The organism is Nocardia amamiensis (genome assembly GCF_015477605.1).
Lineage (GTDB): Bacteria > Actinomycetota > Actinomycetes > Mycobacteriales > Mycobacteriaceae > Nocardia > Nocardia amamiensis_A.
Map to the genome: position 1 here is coordinate 159,948 of NZ_JADLQX010000001.1, position 24,012 is coordinate 183,959.

General features: G+C 66.9%; 22 protein-coding genes. 14 read left to right on the forward strand and 8 right to left on the reverse strand.

Translation table 11 applies throughout. From position 1 onward, the window contains the following. Positions 1–49: 49 nt before the first annotated feature. On the reverse strand, positions 50–1,654 hold the full coding sequence (locus IU459_RS00725; RefSeq protein ID WP_195127770.1) for a DUF4185 domain-containing protein: 1,605 nt from the start codon (positions 1,652–1,654) through the stop codon (positions 50–52). A 313-nt stretch (positions 1,655–1,967) separates the two neighbouring features. On the opposite strand from IU459_RS00725, the gene IU459_RS00730 reads away from it, so the two are divergent. After that, positions 1,968–2,462, forward strand: a complete 495-nt coding sequence (locus tag IU459_RS00730; protein WP_195127467.1) for a hypothetical protein — start codon at positions 1,968–1,970, stop codon at positions 2,460–2,462. On the opposite strand, the gene IU459_RS00735 is transcribed toward IU459_RS00730, so the two are convergent. Beyond that, positions 2,452–3,753, reverse strand: a complete 1,302-nt coding sequence (locus IU459_RS00735) for an MFS transporter (RefSeq protein WP_195127771.1) — start codon at positions 3,751–3,753, stop codon at positions 2,452–2,454. The genes IU459_RS00730 and IU459_RS00735 overlap by 11 nt on opposite strands. Before the next feature lie 136 nt (positions 3,754–3,889). Further along, the gene (locus IU459_RS00740; protein ID WP_324198689.1) at positions 3,890–4,354 is read right to left on the reverse strand and encodes an NUDIX domain-containing protein; all 465 of its coding nucleotides are present in this window, start codon (positions 4,352–4,354) and stop codon (positions 3,890–3,892) included. 232 nt (positions 4,355–4,586) lie between these two features. Here IU459_RS00740 and IU459_RS00745 point away from each other — a divergent pair, with 232 nt between their 5' ends. Both IU459_RS00745 and IU459_RS00750 read left to right on the forward strand, forming a co-directional pair. Then, entirely contained in the window at positions 4,587–5,375 is a 789-nt protein-coding gene (locus IU459_RS00745) for a pirin family protein (RefSeq protein WP_195127468.1), read from the forward strand. A gap of 150 nt (positions 5,376–5,525) precedes the next feature. Next, positions 5,526–6,023: a DUF4190 domain-containing protein gene (locus tag IU459_RS00750; protein WP_195127469.1), complete on the forward strand. Its 498-nt coding sequence runs from the start codon at positions 5,526–5,528 to the stop codon at positions 6,021–6,023. Here the strand turns inward: IU459_RS00750 and IU459_RS00755 are convergent. Beyond that, positions 5,992–6,516 (reverse strand): hypothetical protein, encoded by a 525-nt coding sequence (locus tag IU459_RS00755; protein ID WP_195127470.1) that lies wholly within the window; start codon positions 6,514–6,516, stop codon positions 5,992–5,994. The two genes, IU459_RS00750 and IU459_RS00755, sit on opposite strands and share 32 nt — an antisense overlap. Before the next feature lie 135 nt (positions 6,517–6,651). Here IU459_RS00755 and IU459_RS00760 point away from each other — a divergent pair, with 135 nt between their 5' ends. From IU459_RS00760 to IU459_RS00770, 3 genes are all read left to right on the forward strand, one after another. Then, positions 6,652–7,503, forward strand: a complete 852-nt coding sequence (locus IU459_RS00760; protein WP_195127471.1) for a Scr1 family TA system antitoxin-like transcriptional regulator — start codon at positions 6,652–6,654, stop codon at positions 7,501–7,503. A 10-nt stretch (positions 7,504–7,513) separates the two neighbouring features. After that, on the forward strand, positions 7,514–7,888 hold the full coding sequence (locus IU459_RS00765; protein WP_195127472.1) for a DUF397 domain-containing protein: 375 nt from the start codon (positions 7,514–7,516) through the stop codon (positions 7,886–7,888). A 63-nt stretch (positions 7,889–7,951) separates the two neighbouring features. Then, the gene (locus tag IU459_RS00770) at positions 7,952–9,979 is read left to right on the forward strand and encodes a M13-type metalloendopeptidase (RefSeq protein ID WP_228837217.1); all 2,028 of its coding nucleotides are present in this window, start codon (positions 7,952–7,954) and stop codon (positions 9,977–9,979) included. 46 nt (positions 9,980–10,025) lie between these two features. Here IU459_RS00770 and IU459_RS00775 read toward each other — a convergent pair whose 3' ends face one another. The 3 genes from IU459_RS00775 to IU459_RS00785 all read right to left on the reverse strand — a co-directional run bounded on the left by IU459_RS00775 (position 10,026) and on the right by IU459_RS00785 (position 13,973). After that, positions 10,026–10,928, reverse strand: coding sequence for a L,D-transpeptidase (locus IU459_RS00775; RefSeq protein WP_228837159.1), 903 nt, complete (start codon positions 10,926–10,928; stop codon positions 10,026–10,028). A 294-nt stretch (positions 10,929–11,222) separates the two neighbouring features. Further along, positions 11,223–12,602 carry a cytochrome P450 gene (locus IU459_RS00780; RefSeq protein ID WP_195127475.1) on the reverse strand — a complete coding sequence of 460 codons (1,380 nt, stop codon included), beginning with the start codon at positions 12,600–12,602 and terminating at the stop codon, positions 11,223–11,225. Between the two features lie 60 nt (positions 12,603–12,662). Further along, positions 12,663–13,973, reverse strand: a complete 1,311-nt coding sequence (locus tag IU459_RS00785) for a serine hydrolase domain-containing protein (RefSeq protein WP_440446448.1) — start codon at positions 13,971–13,973, stop codon at positions 12,663–12,665. 248 nt (positions 13,974–14,221) lie between these two features. On the opposite strand from IU459_RS00785, the gene lppU reads away from it, so the two are divergent. Then, on the forward strand, positions 14,222–14,845 hold the full coding sequence (lppU, locus tag IU459_RS00790; RefSeq protein ID WP_195127476.1) for an LppU family putative lipoprotein: 624 nt from the start codon (positions 14,222–14,224) through the stop codon (positions 14,843–14,845). A 96-nt stretch (positions 14,846–14,941) separates the two neighbouring features. Continuing rightward, positions 14,942–16,393, forward strand: a complete 1,452-nt coding sequence (locus IU459_RS00795) for an MFS transporter (protein WP_195127477.1) — start codon at positions 14,942–14,944, stop codon at positions 16,391–16,393. A gap of 58 nt (positions 16,394–16,451) precedes the next feature. Here IU459_RS00795 and IU459_RS00800 read toward each other — a convergent pair whose 3' ends face one another. Further along, positions 16,452–17,126 carry a S1 family peptidase gene (locus IU459_RS00800; protein ID WP_195127478.1) on the reverse strand — a complete coding sequence of 225 codons (675 nt, stop codon included), beginning with the start codon at positions 17,124–17,126 and terminating at the stop codon, positions 16,452–16,454. A gap of 524 nt (positions 17,127–17,650) precedes the next feature. Between IU459_RS00800 and IU459_RS00805 the strand changes: the two genes are divergently transcribed. The 6 genes from IU459_RS00805 to IU459_RS00830 are packed head-to-tail and all read left to right on the forward strand — an operon-like array spanning position 17,651 to position 24,012. Next, positions 17,651–18,505 (forward strand): MlaE family ABC transporter permease, encoded by an 855-nt coding sequence (locus IU459_RS00805; protein WP_195127479.1) that lies wholly within the window; start codon positions 17,651–17,653, stop codon positions 18,503–18,505. A 4-nt stretch (positions 18,506–18,509) separates the two neighbouring features. After that, positions 18,510–19,373, forward strand: a complete 864-nt coding sequence (locus IU459_RS00810) for an ABC transporter permease (protein ID WP_195127480.1) — start codon at positions 18,510–18,512, stop codon at positions 19,371–19,373. Between the two features lie 7 nt (positions 19,374–19,380). After that, the gene (locus tag IU459_RS00815) at positions 19,381–20,868 is read left to right on the forward strand and encodes an MlaD family protein (protein WP_195127481.1); all 1,488 of its coding nucleotides are present in this window, start codon (positions 19,381–19,383) and stop codon (positions 20,866–20,868) included. After that, positions 20,865–21,908: an MCE family protein gene (locus IU459_RS00820; protein WP_195127482.1), complete on the forward strand. Its 1,044-nt coding sequence runs from the start codon at positions 20,865–20,867 to the stop codon at positions 21,906–21,908. The genes IU459_RS00815 and IU459_RS00820 overlap by 4 nt, the downstream gene beginning before the upstream one ends. After that, on the forward strand, positions 21,908–22,906 hold the full coding sequence (locus IU459_RS00825; protein WP_195127774.1) for an MCE family protein: 999 nt from the start codon (positions 21,908–21,910) through the stop codon (positions 22,904–22,906). Before IU459_RS00820 ends, IU459_RS00825 begins: the two co-directional genes overlap by 1 nt. After that, positions 22,903–24,012, forward strand: coding sequence for an MCE family protein (locus IU459_RS00830; RefSeq protein WP_195127483.1), 1,110 nt, complete (start codon positions 22,903–22,905; stop codon positions 24,010–24,012). The genes IU459_RS00825 and IU459_RS00830 overlap by 4 nt, the downstream gene beginning before the upstream one ends.

The following is a 24,012-nucleotide window of genomic DNA, read 5'->3' on the forward strand; positions in this document are numbered from 1 at the left end:
GCGCGTTGACCAGCGTAATCGCGCTGCATGGCGGACGATGACGCCGCCGTCAGCGTGGTGAATCCAGCCTGGCGTGCATGAGATACACGTTGTAGCTGTCCCACGCCGAGAGCATGAAGTACAGATCCTCGCTCGTCGACCACGGATGGATGAACCCGCCGTAGGACTTCGGGTAGTCGGCGGTGGACACCAGCGGGATCGCGTCCGTCCACGCGCCCTGCGGGCTCGACGCGGTGCGCAGCACGATCGCGCCCCGAGCCGAATCGAGGTAGACCATCTGCCACTGTCCGGTCTCCCGGTCGTAGCGCACCGACACCTCACTGGCCATGCCGAGCACGAGCGGGGTGGCTTGGTTCTCGGCCGCTGGCGCCCAGGTGCCGTCCACCCAGTACTGGTAGGCGGATTTGTTGAGCACTTGGTGCTTCGGCACCCTGGCCAGCCCGATCACACCGATGCGCCCGTTCGGGGTGCCGAACATGTAGACGTAGTCGCCCTGCGGCACCATCGCCGCCACCTGGAATCTGCCGAGGCCGAAGAAGTTCTCCCACTTGGCATGCTGGTCTTTTTTCCAGGTGCGCCCGTCATCGTCGGAGTACGCGATGCCGCCGTGGTTGGTCCACCACAGGCCGGGAATGCGGCTCCACCGATTCACCGACATGTAGCTCAGGTACTGCCGGTTCCCGACGGCGAACCCGGAGGTCGGGATGGTGGTGGTCTCCCAGTTCTTGATCTTGCGGCTGCCCAGGATCTCCGCGGCGTGACAGCGGCGGTCCTGCGCGAAGGTATCCAGCGTCAGACCGTCGGAGAGATCGCGATCGCTGCTGAACCCGATCACGTTGCTGCGCCAGTCCTGGTCGTCGTTGCCCGCGCCACCGCCGCCCCAGCCCTTGCCGAAAGTGTCGCCGAAAACCACCGCGACCTCGCCGGGCCTCGTCTCCCACATCAGTCCCAGGTCGGTGCCGTCGACCTGCCAGCGCATGTCGGTCCGGTTCTCCGAACCGTGCCCGGTCACCTGCCCGACCAGCCGCACCGACTCGACCTGCGGCGCGGTCACCGGCGCGGCTGGCGGACCCGGTTCGGCCGGATGCACCACGTGCGGCGGCGCGGGCTGTGGCTCCTCCCCCGGACCGCCGGGCACCGGAATCGGAATCGGTTCGATCTCCGGCTTGAACTCGATGCGAGGAAGTTTGACCGGCTCACCGGAACCCGAGCCGCTGCCGGAACCCGAACCGCTGCCTGAGCCGGAACCGCTGCCCGAGCCGCCGGCCGAGCCCGAGCCCGAGGCGGACCCGGAGTTGGAGCCGGTGCCGGTTCCGGTTCCGGGATCGGTGCCGTTGTCCGACTTCGGGCTCGGATCGGCATCCGGCTCCGGCGGTTTCGGGTTGTCCCTGATGTCCGGGCACGGGTTGTCACACGGATTCGCCGGCAGGGGTTCGGAGACGATCCGCGTGTTGTCCTGCGGCGGGTCGGGCACCGGAACCGGAGTGAGCTCCGGGATCGGCACCGGAATGTCGATCTGTGGCGGCACCGGCGGTGGAGGCGGCTGCGAGGGATCGGGCTCGCGATTGAGCGGATCGAAACCGACCTCACCGCAGCTGTTCACCGGCGGCGGCGCCCATGGGAACGGTGCGGCCTGCGCTGCGGGCGTCGGCATGGTGAGAACGCCCGCGAGCAACGCGCCGAACAATGCCGGTGCACAAGGGGATCTGGTTCCGGATTCGCGCATCACGTCGGCTTGCCGGTGGCTATCCGAGCATCGGGCGACCGGTAGCGGGCCGGGTCTTCCACGAGCCCAGCAGGTTTCGCACCGCATCAGGCTTCGTCGCCGGAAAACCCATGTCGTGTTGCCTCCTGTCGGTCGGCCGCCGACAGGTCAACATACCGGAATCAGCCCCGCGAACGTGGGACGGGAATCGGAAAACGCCGGGTTGTGGAACCGGCGCGGCCGTGCGTGCGTCCAAAGGGATATGAATGAGATCGAGTATGTGTTCGGCACCGGCGACGGACTCGTGCACGTCTGGACCAGCCAGGCCGACTTGGAGCTGGGTGCTACGGGCGGGGCCGACGCGGTACGGCTGGACTTCGACGGAGACGGCAGCGCGGACGACGCCTTATGGGATTCCTCCGGCTCCGGCGTCGCCGATATCGCGGCGCTGGACCTGGACGACGACGGTGTGCTCGACCACTTCTTCACCGACCCCACCGGCCTGGGCACCTGGAATCATCAGATCACCGGCCTGCCCGGCGATGCGGCGAGCGAGCCGCTCGACTGGATCGTGCGCACGGAGCAGGAGATGCCCGATCGCCTCGTCGCCGGCGCGCAGCCGCCGGATGCGCACCCGGACACCGGTCATCCCGCCGCACTGTCCGAGCGTGCGCAGGTCGACGCGCTGCCCGAGCACTTGGCGCACTGGTCGAGTCGCAACGGACGAAGCCTCGGCGACGAACCGTTCATCGTGTGAGCGCGTCGCGTCGCGTATTCAGCGCGATGGCCGCTATCCCCGCGCCGTAGACCGCGGCGCCGGCGAGAACCACGGCCAGCGACCGGCCGTCGTCCGGAATAACCAGAGCGGCAGCCGCGATCGCCAGCACGAACGTGATGTTGAAGACAGTGTCCTGAAGCGCGAACACCTCGCCGCGCCGGGCGTCATCGATGTCTATCTGCATCGTCGCGTCACCGGTCAGTTTGATCGTCTGTCCGGCCAGGCCCAGCAGGAACGCGCCGACCAGCAGGAGTTCATGCGCGCGCTGCATCGTGCCGGAGTCGGCGAACGCGATCGGCGTCACCAGCGTGAGCTGCACCAGCATGGCGGTGATCAGACCGGCGACCACGGTGCGCGGCCGCCCCAGCCTGGGGATGAGCAGCGGCGCCACGACGGCGGCCACCAGCATGCCCGCCGCGGTGGCTGCGATGGCGACGCCGAAACCGACCAGGCCACCGCTGAGCCCCGAACCGTCCACCGGAGCCTGGCGCAATACCAGCACCATGATGAGCGAATTCACGCCGAAGACGATCCGGTGCGTGCCGATGCCCAGCATCGCTGTGGTGACCTGCACCGATTCCCACACCGCCGTGGCGCCGTTGCGCAATCCGGTGGCGATCGCGTGCACGGTGTTCTCCCGCGCCGCCGCGTCCGAGGCAGGACCGAGCACATGTCGGCGGAACCCAGCCGCCAGCACCGCACCGACCACCGACCCCGCACCGCTGACCGCGACCGCGATCGCCGAGGCGAAGTCCCCAGCCCCGATCAGCCCGATCATGCCGACCGCGCTGGCCGCGCCCAGGCCTGCGCATCCGGAGGCGACCGTAGCGAACACCGAGTTCATCGGCACCAGCCACGCCTGCGCCAGCACCCGCGGCAGCGCCGCGGACACCCCCGCCAGGACGAAACGGCTGACGCCGACGACGGCCAACGCCAGGAGCAGCAGCGGCGTCTCCCCGATCCCGGCGAGCAGGCCCGCGGTCACCATGGCGATCAAGACCGCACGCAGCACATTGGCCACCAGCAGCACGACGCGCCGGTCCCAGCGATCCAGCAGCGCGCCCGCGTACGGACCGATCAGCGAATACGGCAGCAGCAGCACGGCGAAGCCCGCCGCGATGGCCAGCGGATCGGTCTCCCGCTCGGGATTGAACAGGATCGCGCCGGACAGCGCGGCCTGGAACATGCCGTCGCCGAACTGCCCGGCGAACCGCACCAGGGCCAGGCGCGACACGCCCGGGCTTTCCCGCAGTGCCGCGCGCAGCCCGATCGGCCGTTGCTCCGCCGGGGTGCGGCCTTCGGCGTGACCAGTCGACACGTCCGCAGGGTACTGCGTCCCTCGACGGCGCCGCACACTCGGCCGCGGCGCGTGAATCACGCGGCGTGCGAATCACGCGGGGCGCGAATCAGACCCGGTCCACCAGTGTGCTCACCGTCTGCCGGGTGTCCGGCGCCATCGGCAGCTCGTCGAGCGCGCCCGCGTCGATCCAGGCGAACGCGTCGTGCTCGCGCGGCGCCAGAGCGACGTCACCGGGTTCCGCCTCCACGACGAAGCTGTATTTACGCACTTTCGACTTGGTCCGGGTGGCGTAATCGAATCCACCCAGGAATTCGGTGATCGCTCGCACGCGCAACCCCGTTTCCTCCAGCAATTCCCGCGCTACGCACTCGGCAAATGTCTCCCCCGATTCGACGCCTCCGCCGGGCAGTTCGTACAAACCGCCGCGGTAGTCGTCGGCGGCCCGGCGCACCACCAGCAGTCGGCCCGCGCGGAACACGGCGATGCCGATCACGAAATGCGCGATGCCGTCGCGCCGCGCTTCGCTGCGGAGTCGCCGCTCGATCCGGGCGAGGTCATCGGGTCCCAGCACGTCGTTACCTCCGGTTGGCATTGTGGCGTTCGCGATCGGCACGGGCCTCGATATCCGACGAGGTGGCCCAGCATTTCGACGTACCGGTTGGTTCTGCTCGCCTCCCGTTCACCCTCCGGTCGCTCGCGTAAAATGCCGAGTGCAGCTCAATTTACTAGGAATGCGGAGTACCGCGGCGGAAGTGCCCTACCCTGAATGGCGATCGGTGCACGGTCCCGAGAGGAGGACCATGATGTCCACACTCACGACACCACACATCGACGTCCATCGTGGTGGCGACCGCATGAAGACGCGGGTCTCCTGGCTTGATTCGAAGCACTCGTTCTCCTTCGGGGAACACTACGATCCCGAGAACACCCACCACGGCCTGCTGCTGGTCAACAACGAGGACATCGTCTCCCCCGGCCAAGGCTTCGACACCCACCCGCATCGGGACATGGAGATCGTCACCTGGGTGCTCGGCGGCAGCCTGGTGCATCAGGACTCCCTGGGCCACAGTGGCGTCATCTACCCCGGTCTGGCCCAGCGGATGAGCGCGGGCACCGGCATTCTGCACTCGGAGAAGAACGACTCGTGGCGGCTGGACGGCCGCACCCTGGAACATGACGAGCCCGTGCACTTCGTGCAGATGTGGGTGGTGCCCGACGAGCCGGGGCTCACCCCCGGCTACGAACAGCTGGAGATCGACGACGAGCTGGCCGGCGGCGGCTTGGTGACGGTCGCCTCGGGGTTGCCCCGATATCGCGACCGGACCGCCATCGCCATCAACAGCAGCCATTCGGCGCTGCACGTCGCACGGATGATCAGCCCGGAGCCGGGCGCCGAACCTGTGGTCGAACTGCCCGACGCGCCCTACCTGCACCTGTTCGTCGCGCGCGGGGAGGTGGAGATGGAAGGGGTCGGCCCGCTCTATGAGGGCGACGCGGCGCGGCTGACCAGGACCGGCGGCCAGCGCGTGATCGCGCGGCGGCCTTCGGAGATCCTGGTGTGGGAGATGCATGCGCGATTGGGCGCCCAGTAGCCGGTGCGCAGGAGCACTCGGCCGGACGAATGTCCGGTCACCGCATTAACATCCGTCCGTAGGCAGCGCGATCAGTAGGCGATCGTCGCGCACCTACCGGGCCACCTCGTCCGGACCGAGCATCGCGAGGCACCGACGGAGAGGAAGTCCATGTCGCAGTATCCGCCCCCCGGCCAGTACCCGCCGCCACCGGGTCAATACCCGCCGCCACCGGGTCAATACCCTGGCCAGCCCGCCTATTGGCAAGAGTCACCGAAGGGCAAAGGCTTGGCGATCACCGCGCTGGTGCTCGGTATCGTCGGGTTGCTGAGCTTCTGGACGGTCGTCGGTGGCTATCTGTTCGGCATCTTCGCCGTCATCTTCGGCTTGATCGCGATGTTCAAGGCTCGCGCAGGCACTGCGGGCGGCATGGGCATGGCGATTACCGGCTTGGTGCTCGGCGTGCTGAGTCTTGTCGGCGCCGTCCTGCTCACCATCGTGGGGTACAGCTTCTTCGTCGAGTCCGGCGGCAAGGACTTCGTGGATTGCCTGAACAAGGCGGGCAGCGATCAGTCCAAGATCGAGCAGTGCGAGCGTGAGTGGAATCAGAAGCTGCAGGACAGGTACAGCGTCACGCTCACTCCACCCGCGCCACCGACTCCCCGGTAGCGGCGGCGCACGCTCGGGTCGTGGCGATCACCTCGGCGAACTCGCGGCGGAAGTCGCCGTCCGGCGCGTCGACCCAGATCCGGTAACCACCGCGCTCGTCGGTGGGTGAGGGCAGCACGATGTGGCTGCCCGGTAGGGCGATCGATGCGCAGTGGCGGAAGAGGTCGGCGAATAGCCCGGTATCCAGGTACGAATTGTCGGTGGGCCCGGTGAGGAAGGTCCAGCGGTCCGAGCGTGGATGCGCGATGATCGGCCCCGGCCGGTGCTCGCCTCCCGCTATCAGCCGCTCTTTCACCTTTCGGCCGAACGCCGTGGGCATCACGACGGCACCCACCGAGCCGACTTCCAGCATGATCCGTCCGAGCGTCGCGTCCACCACGGCGTACAGCCCGTTGTCCTGGCGGTAGTGACGGCAGCGGGCGAACGCGTCCTGAATCGCCGGCGGACCTGTTGAGGCGAGACGGCTGCCGGACTCGATGCGGGATCTACTCATGACGAACAACCTCGCCTCGCTGCGGGTGGATCGCGTGCTCGGAAAATCGACCGCTTGGATCGACCCTAGCCTTGCGCAAGTCGGTTGACAATAGTCAGACGTCGGCGCGTCGGAGTCGGCGTAGCATCACCGGGCATGGCACCCGTCTCGCCGACCGTTGCCCGCTGGGAGCTGGTGCTTCGCCTGCGTGAACTGCGCGAACAGCGCGGTTTCGACTCGGCGGGCTTCGCCAAGCGGGTCGGGTTCACCCCGGCCAACTGGTCGCACGTGGAGAAGGGCAGACGTGTCCTCACCACCAACACCATCGGACCGGTGCTCGAGCTGCTGGAGGTGGAGCCGGAGGAACGCGAGGAACTACTCGCCCTGCTGGAGGCCAGCAAGCAACGCGGATGGTGGGCCAAGTCTTCCGCGCTGATCGGACCGGAGTTGCAGCGGCTCTACGGAATGGAATACGGCGCGCAGAGCATCCGCAGCTACGACAGCCTGGTCGTGCCGGGCCTGCTGCAGACCGAGGACTACGCCCGCGCGTTGATCAGCGCCGACGTGATGATCCGGCCGGTTCAGGTCGAGCAATTGGTGGCGATTCGGATGCGGCGCCAAGAGCGGCTACGCGGCGAAGACGCGGTCGAGCTGACGGCGGTGTTCGGCGAGGGCACCCTGCTGCAGCAGACCGGCGGGCCGGACGTGCTGCGGGGGCAGCTGAACTACCTGGCCGAGCTGATGGAGGAGCTCGACACCGTCGCGGTGCGGGTGATCCCGTTCGCCGCCACCGCAGGCGCGGTACTCGGCGGCTCCAGTTTCCATCTCATCGACTTCGCCGGCGAGCAGCTGCCCACCTTCGGCTGGGCCGAGAGCGCGGTGTTCGGCGGCGCCGTCGACGACCCGGATCTGGTGCGGGATCTGAGCTTCGCCTACCTGCGCGCCGTGGAGCAATCCCTCTCACGTACCGAGTCATTGGCCCTGATCAGGCGCTATTCTCGCGTGTAAAATCCTGCCCATGGCCACCACCGCACGGCCGGAAAGCACCGGCTGGTTCACATCGACCAGATCGAACAACGGCAACCAATGCGTCGAGGTTCGGTTCGATGGTGATGCGGTACTCATCCGTGACAGCAAATATCGCCGTAACCCGGCCAACCGCCCCGCCGACGAGCCCATCATCACCGTCACAGAAGCCGAATGGACCGCGTTCCTCGACGTCCTGCGCACCCGCGGGCGATCGAATGGCGAACTGAGCGCGCACACCGCCGCGAACGGTCACACCACACTGCGCCACGGCGAAACCGCCCTCACCTACACCCCCGAGGAGTGGGACGCCTTCTTGCTCGGCGCACACGACGGCGAATTCGACCGTATCGTCGCATTCGCCTGATTCACCTGCTCAGTGCCCCCGGCCAGCCGCGGCCGGGGGCCGGCATTCGCGCGTATCGGCATACTGGAGATCGTGACTTCCGAGCTGACCCGCCCTTCCGGTATCGATCTGTCCCACCTCGACCACGGCGTGCGGGTGCAGGACGATCTGTTCGCGCACGTCAACGGCAAATGGCTGGCCGACCACCAGATACCCGCCGACCGCGCGGTGGACGGCGCCTTCCGGGCGCTGTACGACCAGGCCGAGCTGGACGTCCAGGCAATCATCCAGAATGCCGCCGCCGCCGATGCCGAACCGGGCAGCGACGCCCGCAAGATCGGCGACCTCTACTCCAGTTTCATGGACACCGCCGCGGTAGCCGCCGCCGGGCTCGCGCCGATCGCGGCCGAACTCGCCGCGATCGCCGACGTGAGCGGCAAGGGGGCTTTCGCGACGCTGCTGGGCCGGTTGCAGCGCACCGGGGTCGGCGGCGCAGTCGCTGTCTACATCGACACCGACGACAAGAACTCCACCCGCTACCTCGCGCATGCCACCCAGTCCGGGATCGGGCTGCCCGACGAGTCCTACTACCGGCAGGACGAATTCGCCGAGATCCGCGCGAAGTACATCGCGCATATCAACCGCATGTTCGCCCTGGCAGCCGCCGACCCGCGGTTGGCGGGGTCGCTGCCCGCCGAGTTGGACACGGTCGGACAGCGCGTCTTCGACCTGGAGCAGAAGCTGGCCGCAGGCCACTGGGACGTGGTGCGCCGCCGCGATGCCGAACTCAGGTACAACCTGACCACCTTCGACGCGCTGGTCGCGGACAATCCCGAATTCGACTGGAACGCATGGACTTCCGCTCTCGCCGAGGGAATCGAACGAAACGGACCCGAACTCTTCGCCGAGTTGGTCGTCCACCAGCCCGATTATCTGCGTGCGTTCGCGCGGGTCTGGGCCGATGAGCCGCTCGCGGACTGGCAGGCGTGGGCCGCGTGGCGGGTGCTGCGTTCGCGGGCACCGTATCTGACCGACGCGCTGGTCGAGGAGAACTTCGATTTCTACGGCCGCACCCTCACCGGCGCCGAGGAGAACCGGGAGCGCTGGAAGCGCGGCGTCGCGCTGGTGCAAGACCTGCTCGGCGAAGCGGTCGGCAAACTGTATGTGGCCGAACACTTCCCGCCGGAGGCCAAGGCGCGGATGGTCGAGCTGGTGGCCAACCTGCAGGAGGCGTACCGGCGCAACATCGCCGAACTCGAGTGGATGGGGCAGGACACCAGGTCCGCCGCGCTGGACAAGCTGGCGAAGTTCACCCCGAAGATCGGTTACCCGGACAAGTGGCGGGACTACTCGGCCGTGGTGATCGATCCGGCCGATCTGGTCGGCAACTACCGCAACGGCTATGCCGCCGAACACGATCGGGAACTGAACAAGCTCGGCGGCCCGGTCGATCGGGACGAGTGGTTCATGACGCCGCAGACGGTGAACGCCTACTACAACCCCGGCATGAACGAGATCGTCTTCCCCGCCGCGATCCTGCAGCCGCCGTTCTTCGACATGAACGCCGACGACGCGGCCAACTACGGTGGCATCGGCGCCGTGATCGGCCACGAGATCGGCCACGGCTTCGACGATCAAGGCGCGAAGTACGACGGTGACGGCAACATGGTCGACTGGTGGACCGACGAGGATCGCGCCGAATTCGCCAAGCGGACAAAGGCGTTGATCGCCCAGTACGACGTGCTCTCACCCACGGCCCTGCCGGACGAACACACCGTCAACGGCGAGTTCACCATCGGCGAGAACATCGGTGACCTCGGCGGCCTGTCCATCGCGTTGGAGGCGTACAAGATCTCGCTCGATGGAGCCGCGGCCCCGGAGATCGATGGACTCACCGGTTTGCAGCGAGTGTTCTACGGCTGGGCACAGGTGTGGCGCACCAAGGCCCGTTCCGAGGAGGCCATCCGCCGGCTCGCTGTCGACCCGCACTCTCCGCCCGAGTTCCGCTGCAACGCGGTCGTGCGCAACATCGACAGCTTCCACGAAGCGTTCGGCGTCGAACCCGGCGACGCGCTGTACCTGGAACCTGCTGAACGCGTGAAGATCTGGTGATCCGAAGACTGAGGCGGCCCCCATTCGGGGGCCGCCTCGGTCGCTCTTAGTTCCAGTCGCCCAAGCCGTCGCTGGCGCTGAGGGTGCCGCCCTTGGTGTTCTGCACGATCACCGCGTCACCCCGGCGCGCGTTCTCGAAGAACCACTTGCCGTCTTCGGTGCTGACATTCAGGCAGCCGTGGCTGACGTCGGACACGCCCTGCTGGGCGACCGACCACGGAGCCGCGTGCACGAAGATGCCGCTGTTGGAAATGCGGGTCGCGTACTCGACCTCGAGCTTGTAGCCCTCGGGGTCGGTGATCGGCACACCGTAGGTGGACGAGTCCATGATCATTTTGCGCTGCTGTTCGCCGACGATGTAGGTGCCGTTCGGGGTCTCGTGCTTGGGCTTGCCCATCGAGGTCGGCATTTCCTTCACCACCTCGCCGTTGATGGTGACGGTGATGGTGTGGGTCGTGTCGTCGGCGGTGGCGACGAACGCGTCGCCGATCCGGAACGAGCTGGTCGTGCCGCCCGCCTGGACCTGCACGTCGGTGTTGTCCGGCCAGAACTCGTCCGGCCGCCAGCGCACCTGCTTGTCGCCGCGCCAGTAGAAGTGGCCGGGGGCGGGCTTCGATGACGTGATCTTGATGGCCTTCTCGGCGGTGGCGTGGTCGGTCACCGGTTCCTTGAAGGTGATGACGATCGGCTGCGCGACACCGACGACCTCGCCGTCGGCGATGTTGATCGAGGGTGGCGCGAAGTTGGCCTGCGGCCCCGGATCGGTGGCAGCGGCGTTGGCCGAGCCCGTGTCGAGACCCGGAATCGGTTCGGCTTGTGCAGGCGCGACGAGCATGACTCCAGCGGCCGCGATCGCCGCGGACAGCAGGACGCCCTCGCGCAACCGGCGGGTTAGCCGAGCTCCCTTGCGGTGAGCAGGCAACGACGCGGTGTGCAAAGCGGCATGCATAGGTTTCTCGTCCATTCCATCTCTCGCACGCGCGCGCACGAGATCTTTCATTTCAGCGCGGAGCCAGAAGAGCGCCCCATGGGTATTGACAGCCCGACCCGCCGTCCTTCCTACCGTCCCGGAGCCCGCCGAAGCCACCGGCGTTTCGGTGTGATTCAGTCAGCGCGCTGAATGTGTCATGCATCACAATTGATTTCGATGGGTATCGGTCCGATGAACGTCCCGGTCACGCCGGAACACCCGACGCGAGATGGCGCCCCGAGCGTTGCTGAAACATGGTTCGCCGCAAACTTCTTAGTGAGGAACATCACTCACTACGTCGAACATAATCGGGCGATGCGGACCGGACGCGATGTTGTGCGCCACCGAGACCGGGACACGTCCGCGCGCATAGCGGGGCGATAGTCGCAGGTGCTTCTGCCCGAGAATTGTGGCCAGCGCGATCCGCAACTCGTAGTCCGCGAGCGCGGCGCCGACACAGCGCCGGTGGCCACCGCCGAACGGAGCGAATTCGAACGGACGGTAGCGGCGGTCGGTGAAGCGGCTCGGGTCGAAGCGGGCGGCGTCGGACCAGACGTCCGGATCGGAGTGCAACAACGGCACCGCGATCCCCATGGTGTCGCCCGGTGCGAGCTCGACATCGCGCAGCGTGTACGGCTCGGTGAGCTGCCGTAGGACGATCGGGACCGGCGGGTGCAGCCGCAACGTCTCCTGACATACGGCGTCCAGGTAGGGCAGTCCGGCCAGCTCCATCGCGCTGGCGCCGGGACCGGCGTCGCGCAGCTCCGCCCGCAGCCGCGCCAGCACATCCGGTGCCCGATGCAGCCGGAACAGCGCCCACACCAGCGCGGTGGCGGTGGTCTCGTGCCCGGCGACGAGCAGGGTGCGCACCTGGTCGCACAGCTCGTCGTCGGTGCCGGCCGCAGGCTCACCGGCATCAGCGGACAGCAGTAAGCCCAGCACATCGGTCGGGTGTGCGTCGACGGTCTGGCGCCGCCGTGCGATCTCGGCGCGGATCAGCCGGTCCAGCCGCGCGCGGGCGGTTCGAAATCGGTCCCATGGACCATGCCCGAACACTCCGTGTCGCAGGGCGGGCACCAGCAGCAGCGGCCCGGAGAATGCGGTGAGGAAGTCGATGACGGCGGCGGTGTACTCCGCCCGCCGCTGCGCGTCGTCCACGCCGAGCACCACCGTCGAGATCACCCGCAGCGTGAGCGCCCGTGCGGCCGCGCGGGCATCGATGCGGGCGCCCGCCACCCAAGCCCGGCCACTCTCGCCGGTCAGCTCCCGCATGGTGGCGTCACGGATGAGTTCGCCGTGTTCGCGAATCCGGACGCTGTGGAACGCGGGCGCGAGCAGCGCACGGCCGCGCCGGTGGCGTTCGCCCGAAGCCAGGATCAGCGATGCCGCGCCGACCATCGGCTCGATCGGATTCGGTCGCGGCGGCTGCGTGGATTCGATCGGTGCGCGGAAAACTTCGCGTGCGCCGACCGCCGTCCCGGTGAAGAGCGCCGCACCGAATCCGGGAAACCGAACAAAGAACGGGTCGCCCTCGCGCGCCCTGCGCCACTGGAAGTACCGGTCGAAATCGATTGCCGCGGCCAGCGCGTGTAGCACCGTCAGCCGAGGCGCTCGTGGACCAGCGCTGTCGTTGTTTGCGCGGGTCGAAGGCATACGCACGTCCATACCCACAGATACGAACTCGACACCGGAGGGGTTCGACTTCCGGCATCATCAAGGCGGGCCCGGCAACCGTCCGGCCTGCTTGTATTTGCGGACCGTGGCCTGTGCCGTCGCCCCCAGCCGCGCGAGCCTGGCGTCACCGAGCGCGGTCACCATGCTGCCGATCCCATTGGTCACGAACGCGATCGACATGCGGAGATCCCGATCGGCGTACGCACCGGAACCGCCCATGCCGTAGTGGCCGAACGCGTTGTGGGGCTGCTGCTTGGCCATCAGCACCGGGCGGTGATAGCCGAGTGTGAAGCGGATCGGCACACCGAGCACGTAGTCGCGGCTCTGAGCGGGCTGCACCTTGCTGATCGTCTCGATCGTTTCCGGAGCCAGGAACCGCGCGACGTGCTCCGGCGCGGCCGTGCCGAGACCGTGCACGCCCCACTCCGGCCGGTCGGGGTAGACCACGCCGTCGTTGGCCAGCGCACCGTACATCCGCGCCAGCGCACGTGCCGAGAAGACGCCGTTCCAGCCGGGCATCACCGAGTCGTACACCCGGGGGTCGCGGACCAGCTCGTCGAAGCTCTCCGGCATGCCCGCCTCGGCGATCCCGCGCACCGGCCGCACCCAGGACAGTACCGAGGAGGCGGTGTTCCAGCGGATTCCCGGCGGACCGAGCGGCCGCACGATCTTGGCGATCCGATGTCGTTCGGATTCCGGCACCCGGAACCAGTACTCGTCGAGCCCGAGCGGTTCGGCGATCTCGGTGCGCAGCACATCGGTGAACGACGCGCCGGTCACCCGCTGCACGATCTCGGCGACCAGCCAGCCGAAGGTGATCGCGTGATAACCGGAGGTGCGGATCCGGCGCGGATCCGGCGGGCTCTCGGCGAGCGCGCGAACAACGGCGTCGTAGTTCAGGATCCCCTCCCGGCCCGGGACCAAGCCGCGCACCCGATGCAGACCCGCGCGGTGCGACAGCACGTCGCGCACCGTGATGTCCTCTTTGCCGTGCGCGGCGAACTCCGGCCAGTACTCGGCGACCGGCGTGTCGTAGCCGATCAGTCCGCGCTCGGCCAGCCGATGCACCACGGTGGAGGCCACGCCTTTGCCGGTGGAGAACGTCAGTGTGATCGTCTCGCCGTTCCAGCGGCGCTCCTTGTCCGCCCAGCCGGCCCAGATGTCGACAACCGGCCTGCCATCCAGGTAGACCGCGAGTGCGCCGCCTCCGCGCGCAGGCTGGGCGAACAGGCCGAAGAACTGATCGGCCAGCCGGATGAAGCGCGGGTCGACCAGCATGTCGCGCGGTGGCGCAAGCTTCTTGGCCGCATCGGCTGGCTCGAACTCGTCAGCCGCCATTGCCGAAACCATGGGGTCACCTCCTGACCACCGTTAGTCGCGCCGGTGAACCAGAGTAACCCGCGGACCAGCTCTGCCGACGGTAAAAGGCGTGGTGAGGCAGTTATCGCCGGAATCGTCGGCGGCTGGTTTCGGTCTCCGGCTCGACGCGCGCTCGGTCCATGGTGTATTCATGGCGTGGTATTTCAAGCACAGCCATGGCAACTTCGGATTCTTACGGGGGTGTGAGTTCGGAGCGTTACAGCTCGGGAGGACTGTACGTGTCTCGTCAACCCACCTGGGGTCGTCTCGCCTTCGCCGGACTCGCGATCGCGGCGGGTCTGTCGCTGATCGGGTGCAGCTCCACCATCAGCGGTACCGCGCAGCCGGCCGTGGAGAACGGGACGATCGATGCCGTCTCGGTGACCAATACGCCGAAACCGTCCGCGAGCAAGCCCGCTCCGAGCAGCAAACCGTCGCCGACCAAGTCGGGCGGCGATACCGACTTCCAGGCCGAGATCGGTGACTGCGTGACCCTCGGCGGCACCACCACCAACGCCACCATCGAAAAGGCGTCGTGCGGTAGCCGCGCATCGAACTACAAGGTGATCGAGAAGAAGTCGAAGAGCTCGCAGTGCGTCAGCGACGCGGACAACTACTACGCCGAGACCATCAACGGCATCGAGCAGGGCGCGCTGTGCCTGGACATCGACTGGGTGGTCGGCGGCTGCATGGACGTCGGCGGCGATGATCCCAAGCGCATCGACTGCACCGGTTCGAGCCCGGCGAAGGGCGTGAAGGTGGTCAAGATCCAGCAAGGCGCCGACGACGTCAGCGTCTGCGGCAGCGGCACCGGGTACGTCTACGACAAGCGCCGCTTCGTCGTCTGCGTCCAAGAGCTCTGACCGAGCCTGCCGGATGACCTACGGGCTGTTCCTCGCGGGGCCCGGCCCGTCATAGTTGGGGCTACTGACCTGCAGGCCTGTCGCTAGGTTGGGTTGGTGAGCACCACCGAGCTTCCTCGTCTGCGGTCGAGCACCGGTCGCTGGATTCTGCTGGCCACCATCCTCGGATCGTCGGTCGCCTCGCTCGACGCGACAGTCGTCAACATCGCGCTGCCGCGGATCGGGGAATCGCTGGACACCGACGTCGCCGGGCTGCAGTGGACGCTGAACGGCTACACACTGACCCTCGCCTCGTTCATCCTGCTCGGCGGTTCGCTGGGCGACAAGCTCGGCAGGCGCAGGGTCTTCGTGTGGGGAACCGTCGCCTTCGCGATCGCATCCGTCTTGTGTGGCGCCGCGACAACCATCGAAATGCTGGTCGCCGCCCGGATCCTGCAGGGTGTGGCGGGCGCGATGCTCACGCCGGGCAGCCTCGCCCTGATCTCCTCCTCGATCGACCAGCGCGACCAAGGCGCGGCGATCGGACTCTGGTCGGGTTTCGGAGGCGTGGCGGGCGCGCTCGGACCTTTCCTGGGCGGCTGGCTGATCGAGGTCGCGGGCTGGCGGTCCATCTTCTTCCTCAACATTCCGCTGACCCTGGTGGTGGTGCTCGTCGCGGTGCGACACGTGCCGGAGAGCCGGGACCCGAGCGCGGCGACCGAGCTCGATCTGCCGGGCGCCGTGGTGGTCGCGCTCGGCCTCGGCGCGCTCACGCTGGGATTGATCGACACGGTCGGCTTGCTCATCGCCGTCGGTGTGGCGTTGCTGGCGGTCTTCGTCGCGATCGAGCTGCGCAGCGATCACCCGCTGGTGCCGCCCACGCTGTTCCGTTCCCGGGTGTTCACGGCGGCCAACCTGGTGACGCTCGCGGTCTACGCCGCACTCGGCGGGGTGTTCTTTCTGTTGGTGCTGGAATTGCAGCTGGTGGCGGGATACTCGCCGCTGATGTCCGGGGTCGCTACCGTGCCGATCACCCTGATCATGCTGGTGCTCTCGGCTCCGGCCGGGCGCTGGGCGCAGGTGCACGGGCCACGCATTCCGATGACCGCCGGGCCGCTGCTGGCGGCCGCGGGCTTGGTCCTCTTGCTGCGCATCGGTCCCGACACCACCTATCTGACCGACGTGCTGCCGGGTGTGCTCGTCTTCGGGCTCGGGCTGGCGGTACTGGTCGCCCCGCTGACCGGCGCGGTGCTCGGTGCGGTGCCCAGCAGCGAGGCGGGCATCGCCTCGGGCGTGAACAACGCGGTCGCGCGGACGGCGCAACTGCTCGCCGTTGCGGCGCTGCCCGGGCTCGCGGGCATCTCGGGTGCGCTGGGCGACCCGGGCGCGTTCGACGACGGATTCGCCACCGCGATGTGGCTGTGCGCCGGCCTGCTGGTGACCGGAGCGGTGCTCGCCGCCGTCCTGCTGCGCCCCGAGCGCCGTGTGCCCGTCCTGGACAGCGTCGACTGCATGCCGCAGTGCGGCGTGGCCGGTCCCGCGCTCGCGCCGGCCCGAAGCGAAAAATGAACGGCCCGAATGGATTGCTCCATTCGGGCCGCTTTCTGCGATCAGGTCGGGTGTGCGATCAGATCGGGATGTAACCCGCTCCGACACCGCCGCGCGCGTTGAGGTCACCCATGATCGCGCTCATGTTGGTGCCGACTTCCGGGCCGAAGCAAGCAATGGCCAGGTAGGCGTTCACCATGCCGACAAGCGTCGTGCCGACCACGACAGGTGCGCCGGAATCGCCTTCCACCACGCACATCTGACTCCAGGTCTCGACGTTCGTCCGGAACACGTCACCCCAGGCGATACCGCAGGTGTTGCCGGTGGTCCGGCCTTCCTTGCAGACGATCTGCGGGAAGCTGGCAGGCGCGCCGATCCCGGTGATCGTGACGTTCCCGATGCGGTTCACCGGGACCATCTTGCCCGGCTCGAACTGGATGACGGCGTAATCCAGATCGTGGTTGGAGTAGGTGAACCGGCCGATCACGCCCGCGCCCCGATCGGATTCGGCGTAGACCTGCGAGCCGGGATCGCCGCAGTGTCCAGCGGTCAGCCCGACCAGACGGCCCGCGTTGTCGTGGCCGACTGTGGTGACCGTGCACTCGAATTGGTTGTCGATGATGATCCCGGATCCACCGCCCACGACCGGCAGGCCCGGTTGGGCGTTTGCGGCCCCTGCGCCCGTGCCGAGCAGCGCCGCGCCAAGGGCGACGGCGAAGGCGGCGTTGGCCACCTTGGCGAGTTTGCTGAACATGTCCCTCCAGACGTCGGAAGCCCGCACGATATCAATCTGTCGCACCCATCGTGTCAGTAATCGACCTCGGGCGCGTCACCCACTACGGGTTGTCCCCACTGGGATCTAGTTCAATCCTATTTCATACATTACAGTTGCAATGTATCTTACGGGCATATAGCGAATCGCTATCGCAATTGTGAAAATCTCGTGTCCGTTTGTCGCGCAGTGGTACCAAGAGGCCGATGTGTTGTCTCCGGAATCAAATACCATTTTCGATGAAGTTACTCCGTATTAATTCGCCACAGCAACCGGCATAGGCCGGAGATTGACGCAGGTAGGTTGTCACTTGTGCCAGAGATCAGCGCGCTGGTACTGGGCCGTATCCCAATGTTCACCCCCGCTGCCATTGCTTTTTGTCAATGGTGAGCGACATCTATGACCGTAATCACAAGTGGGTGGTGTGTTCTGCACTACTCCGTAGTAAGGTGCGTCAAGCAAACGAGTCGTCGGGGCAACCAACCGGCGTCGAGGAGGGTTAGCCAGTGCAGTCGACCGAGAGTCCGCCCCGAGGGTCACGGTTCAGTGATGCGGTCGATTGGACGAAGTCGTACTGGCAAGATCACCCCAAGCGTTCGCTGGAAACATTCGGCCGCCAGATCACCATGGGCTTCGCGGCGGTCGCCGAACTCTTCGTCGCGATTTTCCGTCGACGGTTCCCATTCGGCGAGTTCGTCCGGCAGTGTGGGTTCATGGCCAGCGTCTCCGCCGCGCCGACGCTGCTGGTCGCCATCCCGATCGGCGTGATCGTCTCCATCCAGGTCGGTTCGGTCGCCGGTCAGGTCGGCGCCACCTCGTTCATCGGCGCCGCCAACGGTCTCGGCATCATCCAGCAGGGCGCCCCACTGGTCACCTCGCTGATGATCGCGGGCGCGGTCGGCTCCGCGGTCTGCGCCGATCTCGGCTCGCGCACCATCCGCGAGGAGATCGACGCCATGAAGGTGATGGGCGTCGACCCGATGCGCAGGCTGGTCGCGCCGCGCCTGGGCGCCGCGATGCTGGTCAGTGTGCTGCTGTGCGGCTTCGTGGTCTTCGTCGGTTTCTTGACCGGCTACATCTTCAATATCTTCGCGCAGAACGGTACGCCCGGTTCCTACGTCGGCACCTTCTCCTCGTTCGCGGTGACCACCGATCTGCTTGTCGCGCTGATCAAATCGCTGATTTTCGGACTGCTGGCCGCAATCATCGCCTGTGATACCGGATTGAACACCCGGGGTGGTCCCGGCGGTGTCGCGAACTCGGTGAATTCCGCGGTGGTGAGCTCCGCCATCATGCTGTTCGGGGTGAACCTCATCATCACCCAGGTTTACAACGCACTATTCCCGTCACAGGTGGTCTGAGCCGGTGTCATCAACCTATGTACCTCCGCTGCTGCGGCCCCTCCAGACACTCCGGAAATCCGCGCAAGCGCCGGTAGATCTGCTCGCCAGGCTCGGCCATCAGGTGTTCTTCCTGTTGCGCTCGATCGGCTCCATTCCGTTGGCGCTCAAGCACTACCCCAAAGAAGTCTGGCGACTGCTGTCCGATGTCACCTGGGGCAATGGCAATCTCGTCGTCGGTGGCGGCACCATCGGCGTCGTCGTCATCCTGAGCGCCTTCGGCGGCATGACCGTCGGCATCCAGGGCTACAACTCGTTGAACCTGCTCGGACTGAGTCCGATCACCGGCGCCATCTCGGCGTTCGCGACCACCCGTGAACTCGGGCCGCTGCTCGCGACGCTGGCGTTCGCCGCCCAGGCCGGCTGCCGGTTCACCGCGCAGCTGGGCGCCATGCGCATCTCCGAGGAGATCGACGCGCTCGAGTCCATCGCCATCCGGCCGCTGCCCTATCTGATCAGCACCAGGATGTTCGCGGCGATGGTGGCCATCGTCCCGCTGTACTGCCTGGGTCTGGCCATGGCCTACATCTCCTGCGCGGTGACCGTGCAGCTGATCGGCGGCACCGCCGCGGGCACCTACCAGCACTACTTCTATCAGTTCCTGGTCCCGGTCGACGTGATCTACTCGCTGCTCAAAGCGATCCTGTTCGTCGCGATCACCACGTTCATCCAGTGCTACTACGGCTTCTTCGCCTCCGGCGGTCCGGAAGGCGTCGGTGTGGCCGCGGGCCGCGCGATCAAGATGTGCATCATCGCGGTCGTCTTCGCGAATCTGTTCATGACATTGGCGATCTGGGGTGTCAACCCCGGCATCCGGATCTCGGGGTAAACACCAGATGATCATCGATCCCAGTGGGCGCGGGCCCACGATGCGGCAGTTGCTCGTCGCAGGCCTGTGCGGTCTGGTCGTCTTCGCGCTGGTGCTGACCTTCCTGATGCTGCGTTACCAGGGCTACTTCAAGGAGAAGGTCAACGTCACCGCGAACCTGACCACCACCGGCGACGGCTTGCCCGAGCAGGCCGACGTGAAGTTCCGCGGCGTGCTCGTCGGCGCGGTGCAGAACGTCGACGTCGCCGCGAAGGGCGAACTGCAGAAGGTCAGGATCGAGATGAAGCCGGAGTTCGCCGGCGATATCCCGGCCAACGTGACCGCCCGCGTGGTGCCGAGCAATCTGTTCGCCGTCACCTCCGTCGAACTGGTCTTCAACGGACCCTCCGATCAGTATCTGCACGAGGGCTCCGTCATCGAGGAAGACCGCAGCCAGGGCACCATCGCGCTGCAGGACACCCTCACCACCGTGCGCGACATCCTCGACAAGATCGACCCGGTGCAATTCGGCCGCGTGCTCGGCACCCTGTCGCAGGCGCTGGACGGCAGCGGCCGGATGCCCGGCTCCACGGTCGAGCGGTTCGACCGCTGGCTGCTGGCGGTCGACGAGTCGATCCCCGACCTCGGCGTGCTGCTCGGCGACTTCTCCGCGTCGTTCCATGCGCTCAACCAGTCCGCGCCGGAGCTGGTCGACGTGCTCGGCAGCTCGGTGCAGACCGCCAGCACCATCGCCGACCGGCGGAGCGAGCTGGTCGCGCTGATCACCGGCACCAGCCGGACGATGGACACGGTGAACGATCTCTTCGCCCGCAACCCGGACGTCGGCAAGGAGGTCACGGCTGGCACCAGCGACATGTTCGGCGCCCTCGCGGCCGACCCCGACGCGATCACCAGGAGCCTGCTCAACCTCAGCGAGACGATGCGCCGGATGGACACCACGTTCCATTGGGGTCCGCAGAAGCAGCAGGTCTGGAACGCGGGTATCACGCTGACGCCGTACCGGCCGTACACCGTGGCCGACTGCCCGCGCTACGGCGAGCTGGTCGGCCCCAGCTGTTACACCGCGCCCGCCGTCGCCGAACTGCCGGAACTGCCGGAACAGCTGAAGCCGCGCGCGCTCGCCTCGGCCGCCGGGCTTCCGCCGGTGGTGCCGATGCCGGGTCTGCCCTTGATCCCGGGTGTCACCACTCCGGACCCGACCCGGGCCACCGCGGCCGCTCCCACCGGCGGGGTGCCCGCTCCGTTCGCGGGCACGCCGCTCGAGGGCCTGTTCCCGATGTTGCCGCCTGGCTTGCTCCCGCCCGCCGCCCCGGCGCCGGCCGCTCCGGCCGCCGCGCCCGAGGGCACCCCGTCGGCAGCGCCGATCTCCTACCAGGGTGACTCGGCGATCGTCGCGCTGCTCGGCCGCAAGCCGACCACCGCCGAATATTTGCTGCTCGGCTCGATTTTGAAGGGCGGAACCATGCACGTGTCCGACAACGGTGCCGGACGATGAGCATTCGTAAGCCGCTGATCGGATTCAGCATCTTCGCCATCGTGTCGATCCTGGTCACGGTGGTGGTGTGGAATACGTTGGCGCGCACTGTCAGTGGTGAAACCTACACCTACTCCGCGACCTTCTCCGACGTGCTCGGCCTGCACGAGGGCGACGACGTGCGCATGGCGGGCGTCCGGGTGGGCAAGGTGGAGAAGATCGAGCTCGGCCGCGACGCCGATCTGAAGAAGTCGGTCGCCAAAGTCACCTTCGTGGTGCAGCGCGACCAGACGATTTACGACGACACCAAAGCCCTTGTCCGCTACCAGAACCTGATCGGTCAGCGGTATGTGGCCCTGGCTCCCGGCACGGCGCCGAGCCCGACGCCGCTGAAGAACAAGGGGTCGATCCCGATCGAGCGGACCGAGCCGTCGTTCGATGTGTCGGCTCTGCTCAACGGTTTTCAGCCGCTGTTCCAGGTGTTGCAACCCGAACAGGTCAACCGCTTGTCGGAGACCTTCATCCAGGCGTTGCAGGGTGACGGTGTCTCGTTGAGCGCGTTCATCGTCCAAGCCGCGCAGCTGGCCACCGACTTCCAGCGCAGGGACGCGATTCTGTCCGATGTGATCACCAACCTCTCCGGCGTGATGGCGGGGTTGGCCAAACGAGGTGATGAATTGGAGACCCTGATAACCCAGACCCGGGCGTTGATCGGCGGGCTGTACGACCAGGGGCAGTCGCTGCTCGCCTCCACCGAGCAGATCGCCGGCGCCACCACGTCGCTGGTCGACATGATGGACCGGATCCAGCCCAAGCTGCAGACCGCGCAGAATTCCACCAGCGCGGCGCTGACCCTGCTGCTGGACAACGGCGCCAAGCTGGACCAGGCGGCCATCGATCTGCCGAACGTCCTGTCGGCGGCGGGCAGGCACACCTCCGAAGGCGCCTACGCCAACGCGTACCTGTGCGGCCTGGACGTCTCGCTCTACGGCATCCTGTTCCCGCGCGGACTGTTCTCCCAGATCGGCGGGACCTCGCACTCGGCGGTGTGCCGCCCATGATGACGAAACTCAAGGCCAGGTTCGACAGCAACCGGTACTTCTGGTTGGGCATCATCGGCGGCGTCCTCATCGTGGTGCTGCTGCTGGTGTCCAGCGTCTACAAACTCATCGGGGTCGGCGAGCAGTCGATCAAGGCCGAGTTCGTGCAGGCCGCCGGCATCAAGGTCGGCGACAAGGTGAACGTCGCGGGTGTGTCCGCAGGCCGGGTGGTCGACGCCGAACTCGAGGGAAGCCACGTGCTGCTCACGCTCAGCGTGCGCGACGACGTGAAGCTCGGCCCGGACGCGCGCGCCGCGATCAAGATGGCCACGCTGCTCGGCGCCAGGTATGTCGATCTGGAGCCCGGCGACGGCTCCGGCTTGAAGGGCAAGCGGATCCCGCTGTCCAATACCGCCGTTCCGTACAACCTGGCCGACGTGGTGCAGATCGGCACGCCGAAGTTCGAGACGCTCGACACCAAAAAGCTGGCGCAGTCGCTGAATTTGATCAATGAGCAGATGGGCGGCTCGCCGCAGCTCGCCGCGCAGGCACTCGACAGCGTCGGCGCACTGGCCAAGGTGATCGATACCCGCAGGGCCGAGGTGGATTCGCTGCTGAAGGACCTGGACCGGGTCACCAGGATCCTCGCCGACAACCGCAACAGCGTGCTGCTGGTGATCACTCAGGGCGAGGCCATCGCCAACCGGGTGATGGAGCGCCAAGCGCTGCTGCGCCAGCTGCTCGACGGCGTCGCGACGCTGACCAGGCAGCTGCAGGAGATCGGCGCGGAGAACGACGATCAGCTCGGGCCGACCATCGCGCAGCTGAACACCATGGCCGAGGGCCTGCAGAAGAACAAGGACAACCTGGACCGGCTGCTGTCGCTCATGCCGCCGACGGTGCGCTACCTGGCGAACTCGTGGGGTGGCAGCGGTCCGTACGGCGACGTCGGCCTGCCGTGGCTCTTCCCGGACAACTGGTTGTGCTTCGCCCAAGTGATCGAGGGGTGCCAGGGATGAAACTCCGCACGGCTTTTCCGCTGAAGACCGTCGCGAAGACGCTCATGATCAGCGCCGCGGCGCTGACGGTCGGCAGTTGCTCACTGCTGCCGAGTTCGGTGAACGACGCGCTGGGCACCACGATGCGGATCACCGCGGACTTCGAGAACATCGCGGGCATCTACGAGGGCAATCCGATCACGGTGCTCGGCCTGGACGTCGGCAAAGTCGACAAGGTCGTGCCCAAAGGCACCCTGGTCGAGGTGCACATGTCCATCGACAAGGACGTGAAGATCCCGAAAGACGCGCAGGCCGCGATCGTTTCGCCGTCCATCGTGACCGACCGGCACATCGAGCTCACCCCCGTCTACACCGGCGGAGCGACCATGTCCGACGGCGCGCACCTGCCCAAGGCGCGCACCAAGACGCCGGTCGAGCTGGACACGATGATCAAGACGATCGATCAGTTCGCCGCCGCGCTCAAGCCGGAGCCGGGCCAGGAGGGGATCGGCCCGCTGTCGGGCCGGGTTCTCTACCCGATGCTCAACGGCAACGGCGAGAAGATCCGCGACACCCTCAACGCGCTGTCCGGCGCACTGAAGGTCGGCGTGGACAACAAGGACGCGATCTCCAGCATCATCATCAAGTTGAACGAGCTCACCACCATGCTGGCCCAGAACGACCAGTCGGTGCGCGATTTCAGCAACCGGGTGACCCAGATGACCGGGCTGCTCGCCGAGCAGTCCCCGGGCCTTCAGGCCACGCTCGACCAGCTCAACGCCTTCCTGGCGAACACGAGCACCACGCTGACGCAGTACCAGGATCAGCTCGCGGGCACCATGGCGGGCCTGACCAACGTCACCCAGCAGCTGCGCGACAACGCCTACGGCGTCACCGAGGTCGTCGACGTGGCGCCGATGGTCATGCAGAACATCGACGGCATCGTGAACCGAGAGCATCAATACGTCCGGCTGCACGCGATCATCGGTACCGCGCTGTCTGGTGAGATCGTCAGCCTGTTCTGCGAACGCGTGCAGATGCGGGCCGATGGCTGCCGCACCGGAAACATGCAGGACTTCGGACCCGACTACGGGCTCACCGCCGCACTGCTCGGACTGACGAAATGA

Bases quoted from the DNA above. Each gene is read 5' to 3' on its own strand.
- IU459_RS00725 (WP_195127770.1), bottom strand. From the start codon at position 1,654: ATGCCGACGCCCGCAGCGCAGGCCGCACCGTTCCCATGGGCGCCGCCG.
- IU459_RS00730 (WP_195127467.1), top strand. From the start codon at position 1,968: ATGAATGAGATCGAGTATGTGTTCGGCACCGGCGACGGACTCGTGCAC.
- IU459_RS00745 (WP_195127468.1), top strand. From the start codon at position 4,587: ATGTCCACACTCACGACACCACACATCGACGTCCATCGTGGTGGCGAC.
- IU459_RS00750 (WP_195127469.1), top strand. From the start codon at position 5,526: ATGTCGCAGTATCCGCCCCCCGGCCAGTACCCGCCGCCACCGGGTCAA.
- IU459_RS00755 (WP_195127470.1), bottom strand. From the start codon at position 6,516: ATGAGTAGATCCCGCATCGAGTCCGGCAGCCGTCTCGCCTCAACAGGT.
- IU459_RS00760 (WP_195127471.1), top strand. From the start codon at position 6,652: ATGGCACCCGTCTCGCCGACCGTTGCCCGCTGGGAGCTGGTGCTTCGC.
- IU459_RS00765 (WP_195127472.1), top strand. From the start codon at position 7,514: ATGGCCACCACCGCACGGCCGGAAAGCACCGGCTGGTTCACATCGACC.
- IU459_RS00775 (WP_228837159.1), bottom strand. From the start codon at position 10,928: ATGCATGCCGCTTTGCACACCGCGTCGTTGCCTGCTCACCGCAAGGGA.
- IU459_RS00780 (WP_195127475.1), bottom strand. From the start codon at position 12,602: ATGCCTTCGACCCGCGCAAACAACGACAGCGCTGGTCCACGAGCGCCT.
- IU459_RS00785 (WP_440446448.1), bottom strand. From the start codon at position 13,973: ATGGTTTCGGCAATGGCGGCTGACGAGTTCGAGCCAGCCGATGCGGCC.
- IU459_RS00800 (WP_195127478.1), bottom strand. From the start codon at position 17,126: ATGTTCAGCAAACTCGCCAAGGTGGCCAACGCCGCCTTCGCCGTCGCC.
- IU459_RS00815 (WP_195127481.1), top strand. From the start codon at position 19,381: ATGATCATCGATCCCAGTGGGCGCGGGCCCACGATGCGGCAGTTGCTC.
- IU459_RS00820 (WP_195127482.1), top strand. From the start codon at position 20,865: ATGAGCATTCGTAAGCCGCTGATCGGATTCAGCATCTTCGCCATCGTG.
- IU459_RS00825 (WP_195127774.1), top strand. From the start codon at position 21,908: ATGACGAAACTCAAGGCCAGGTTCGACAGCAACCGGTACTTCTGGTTG.
- IU459_RS00830 (WP_195127483.1), top strand. From the start codon at position 22,903: ATGAAACTCCGCACGGCTTTTCCGCTGAAGACCGTCGCGAAGACGCTC.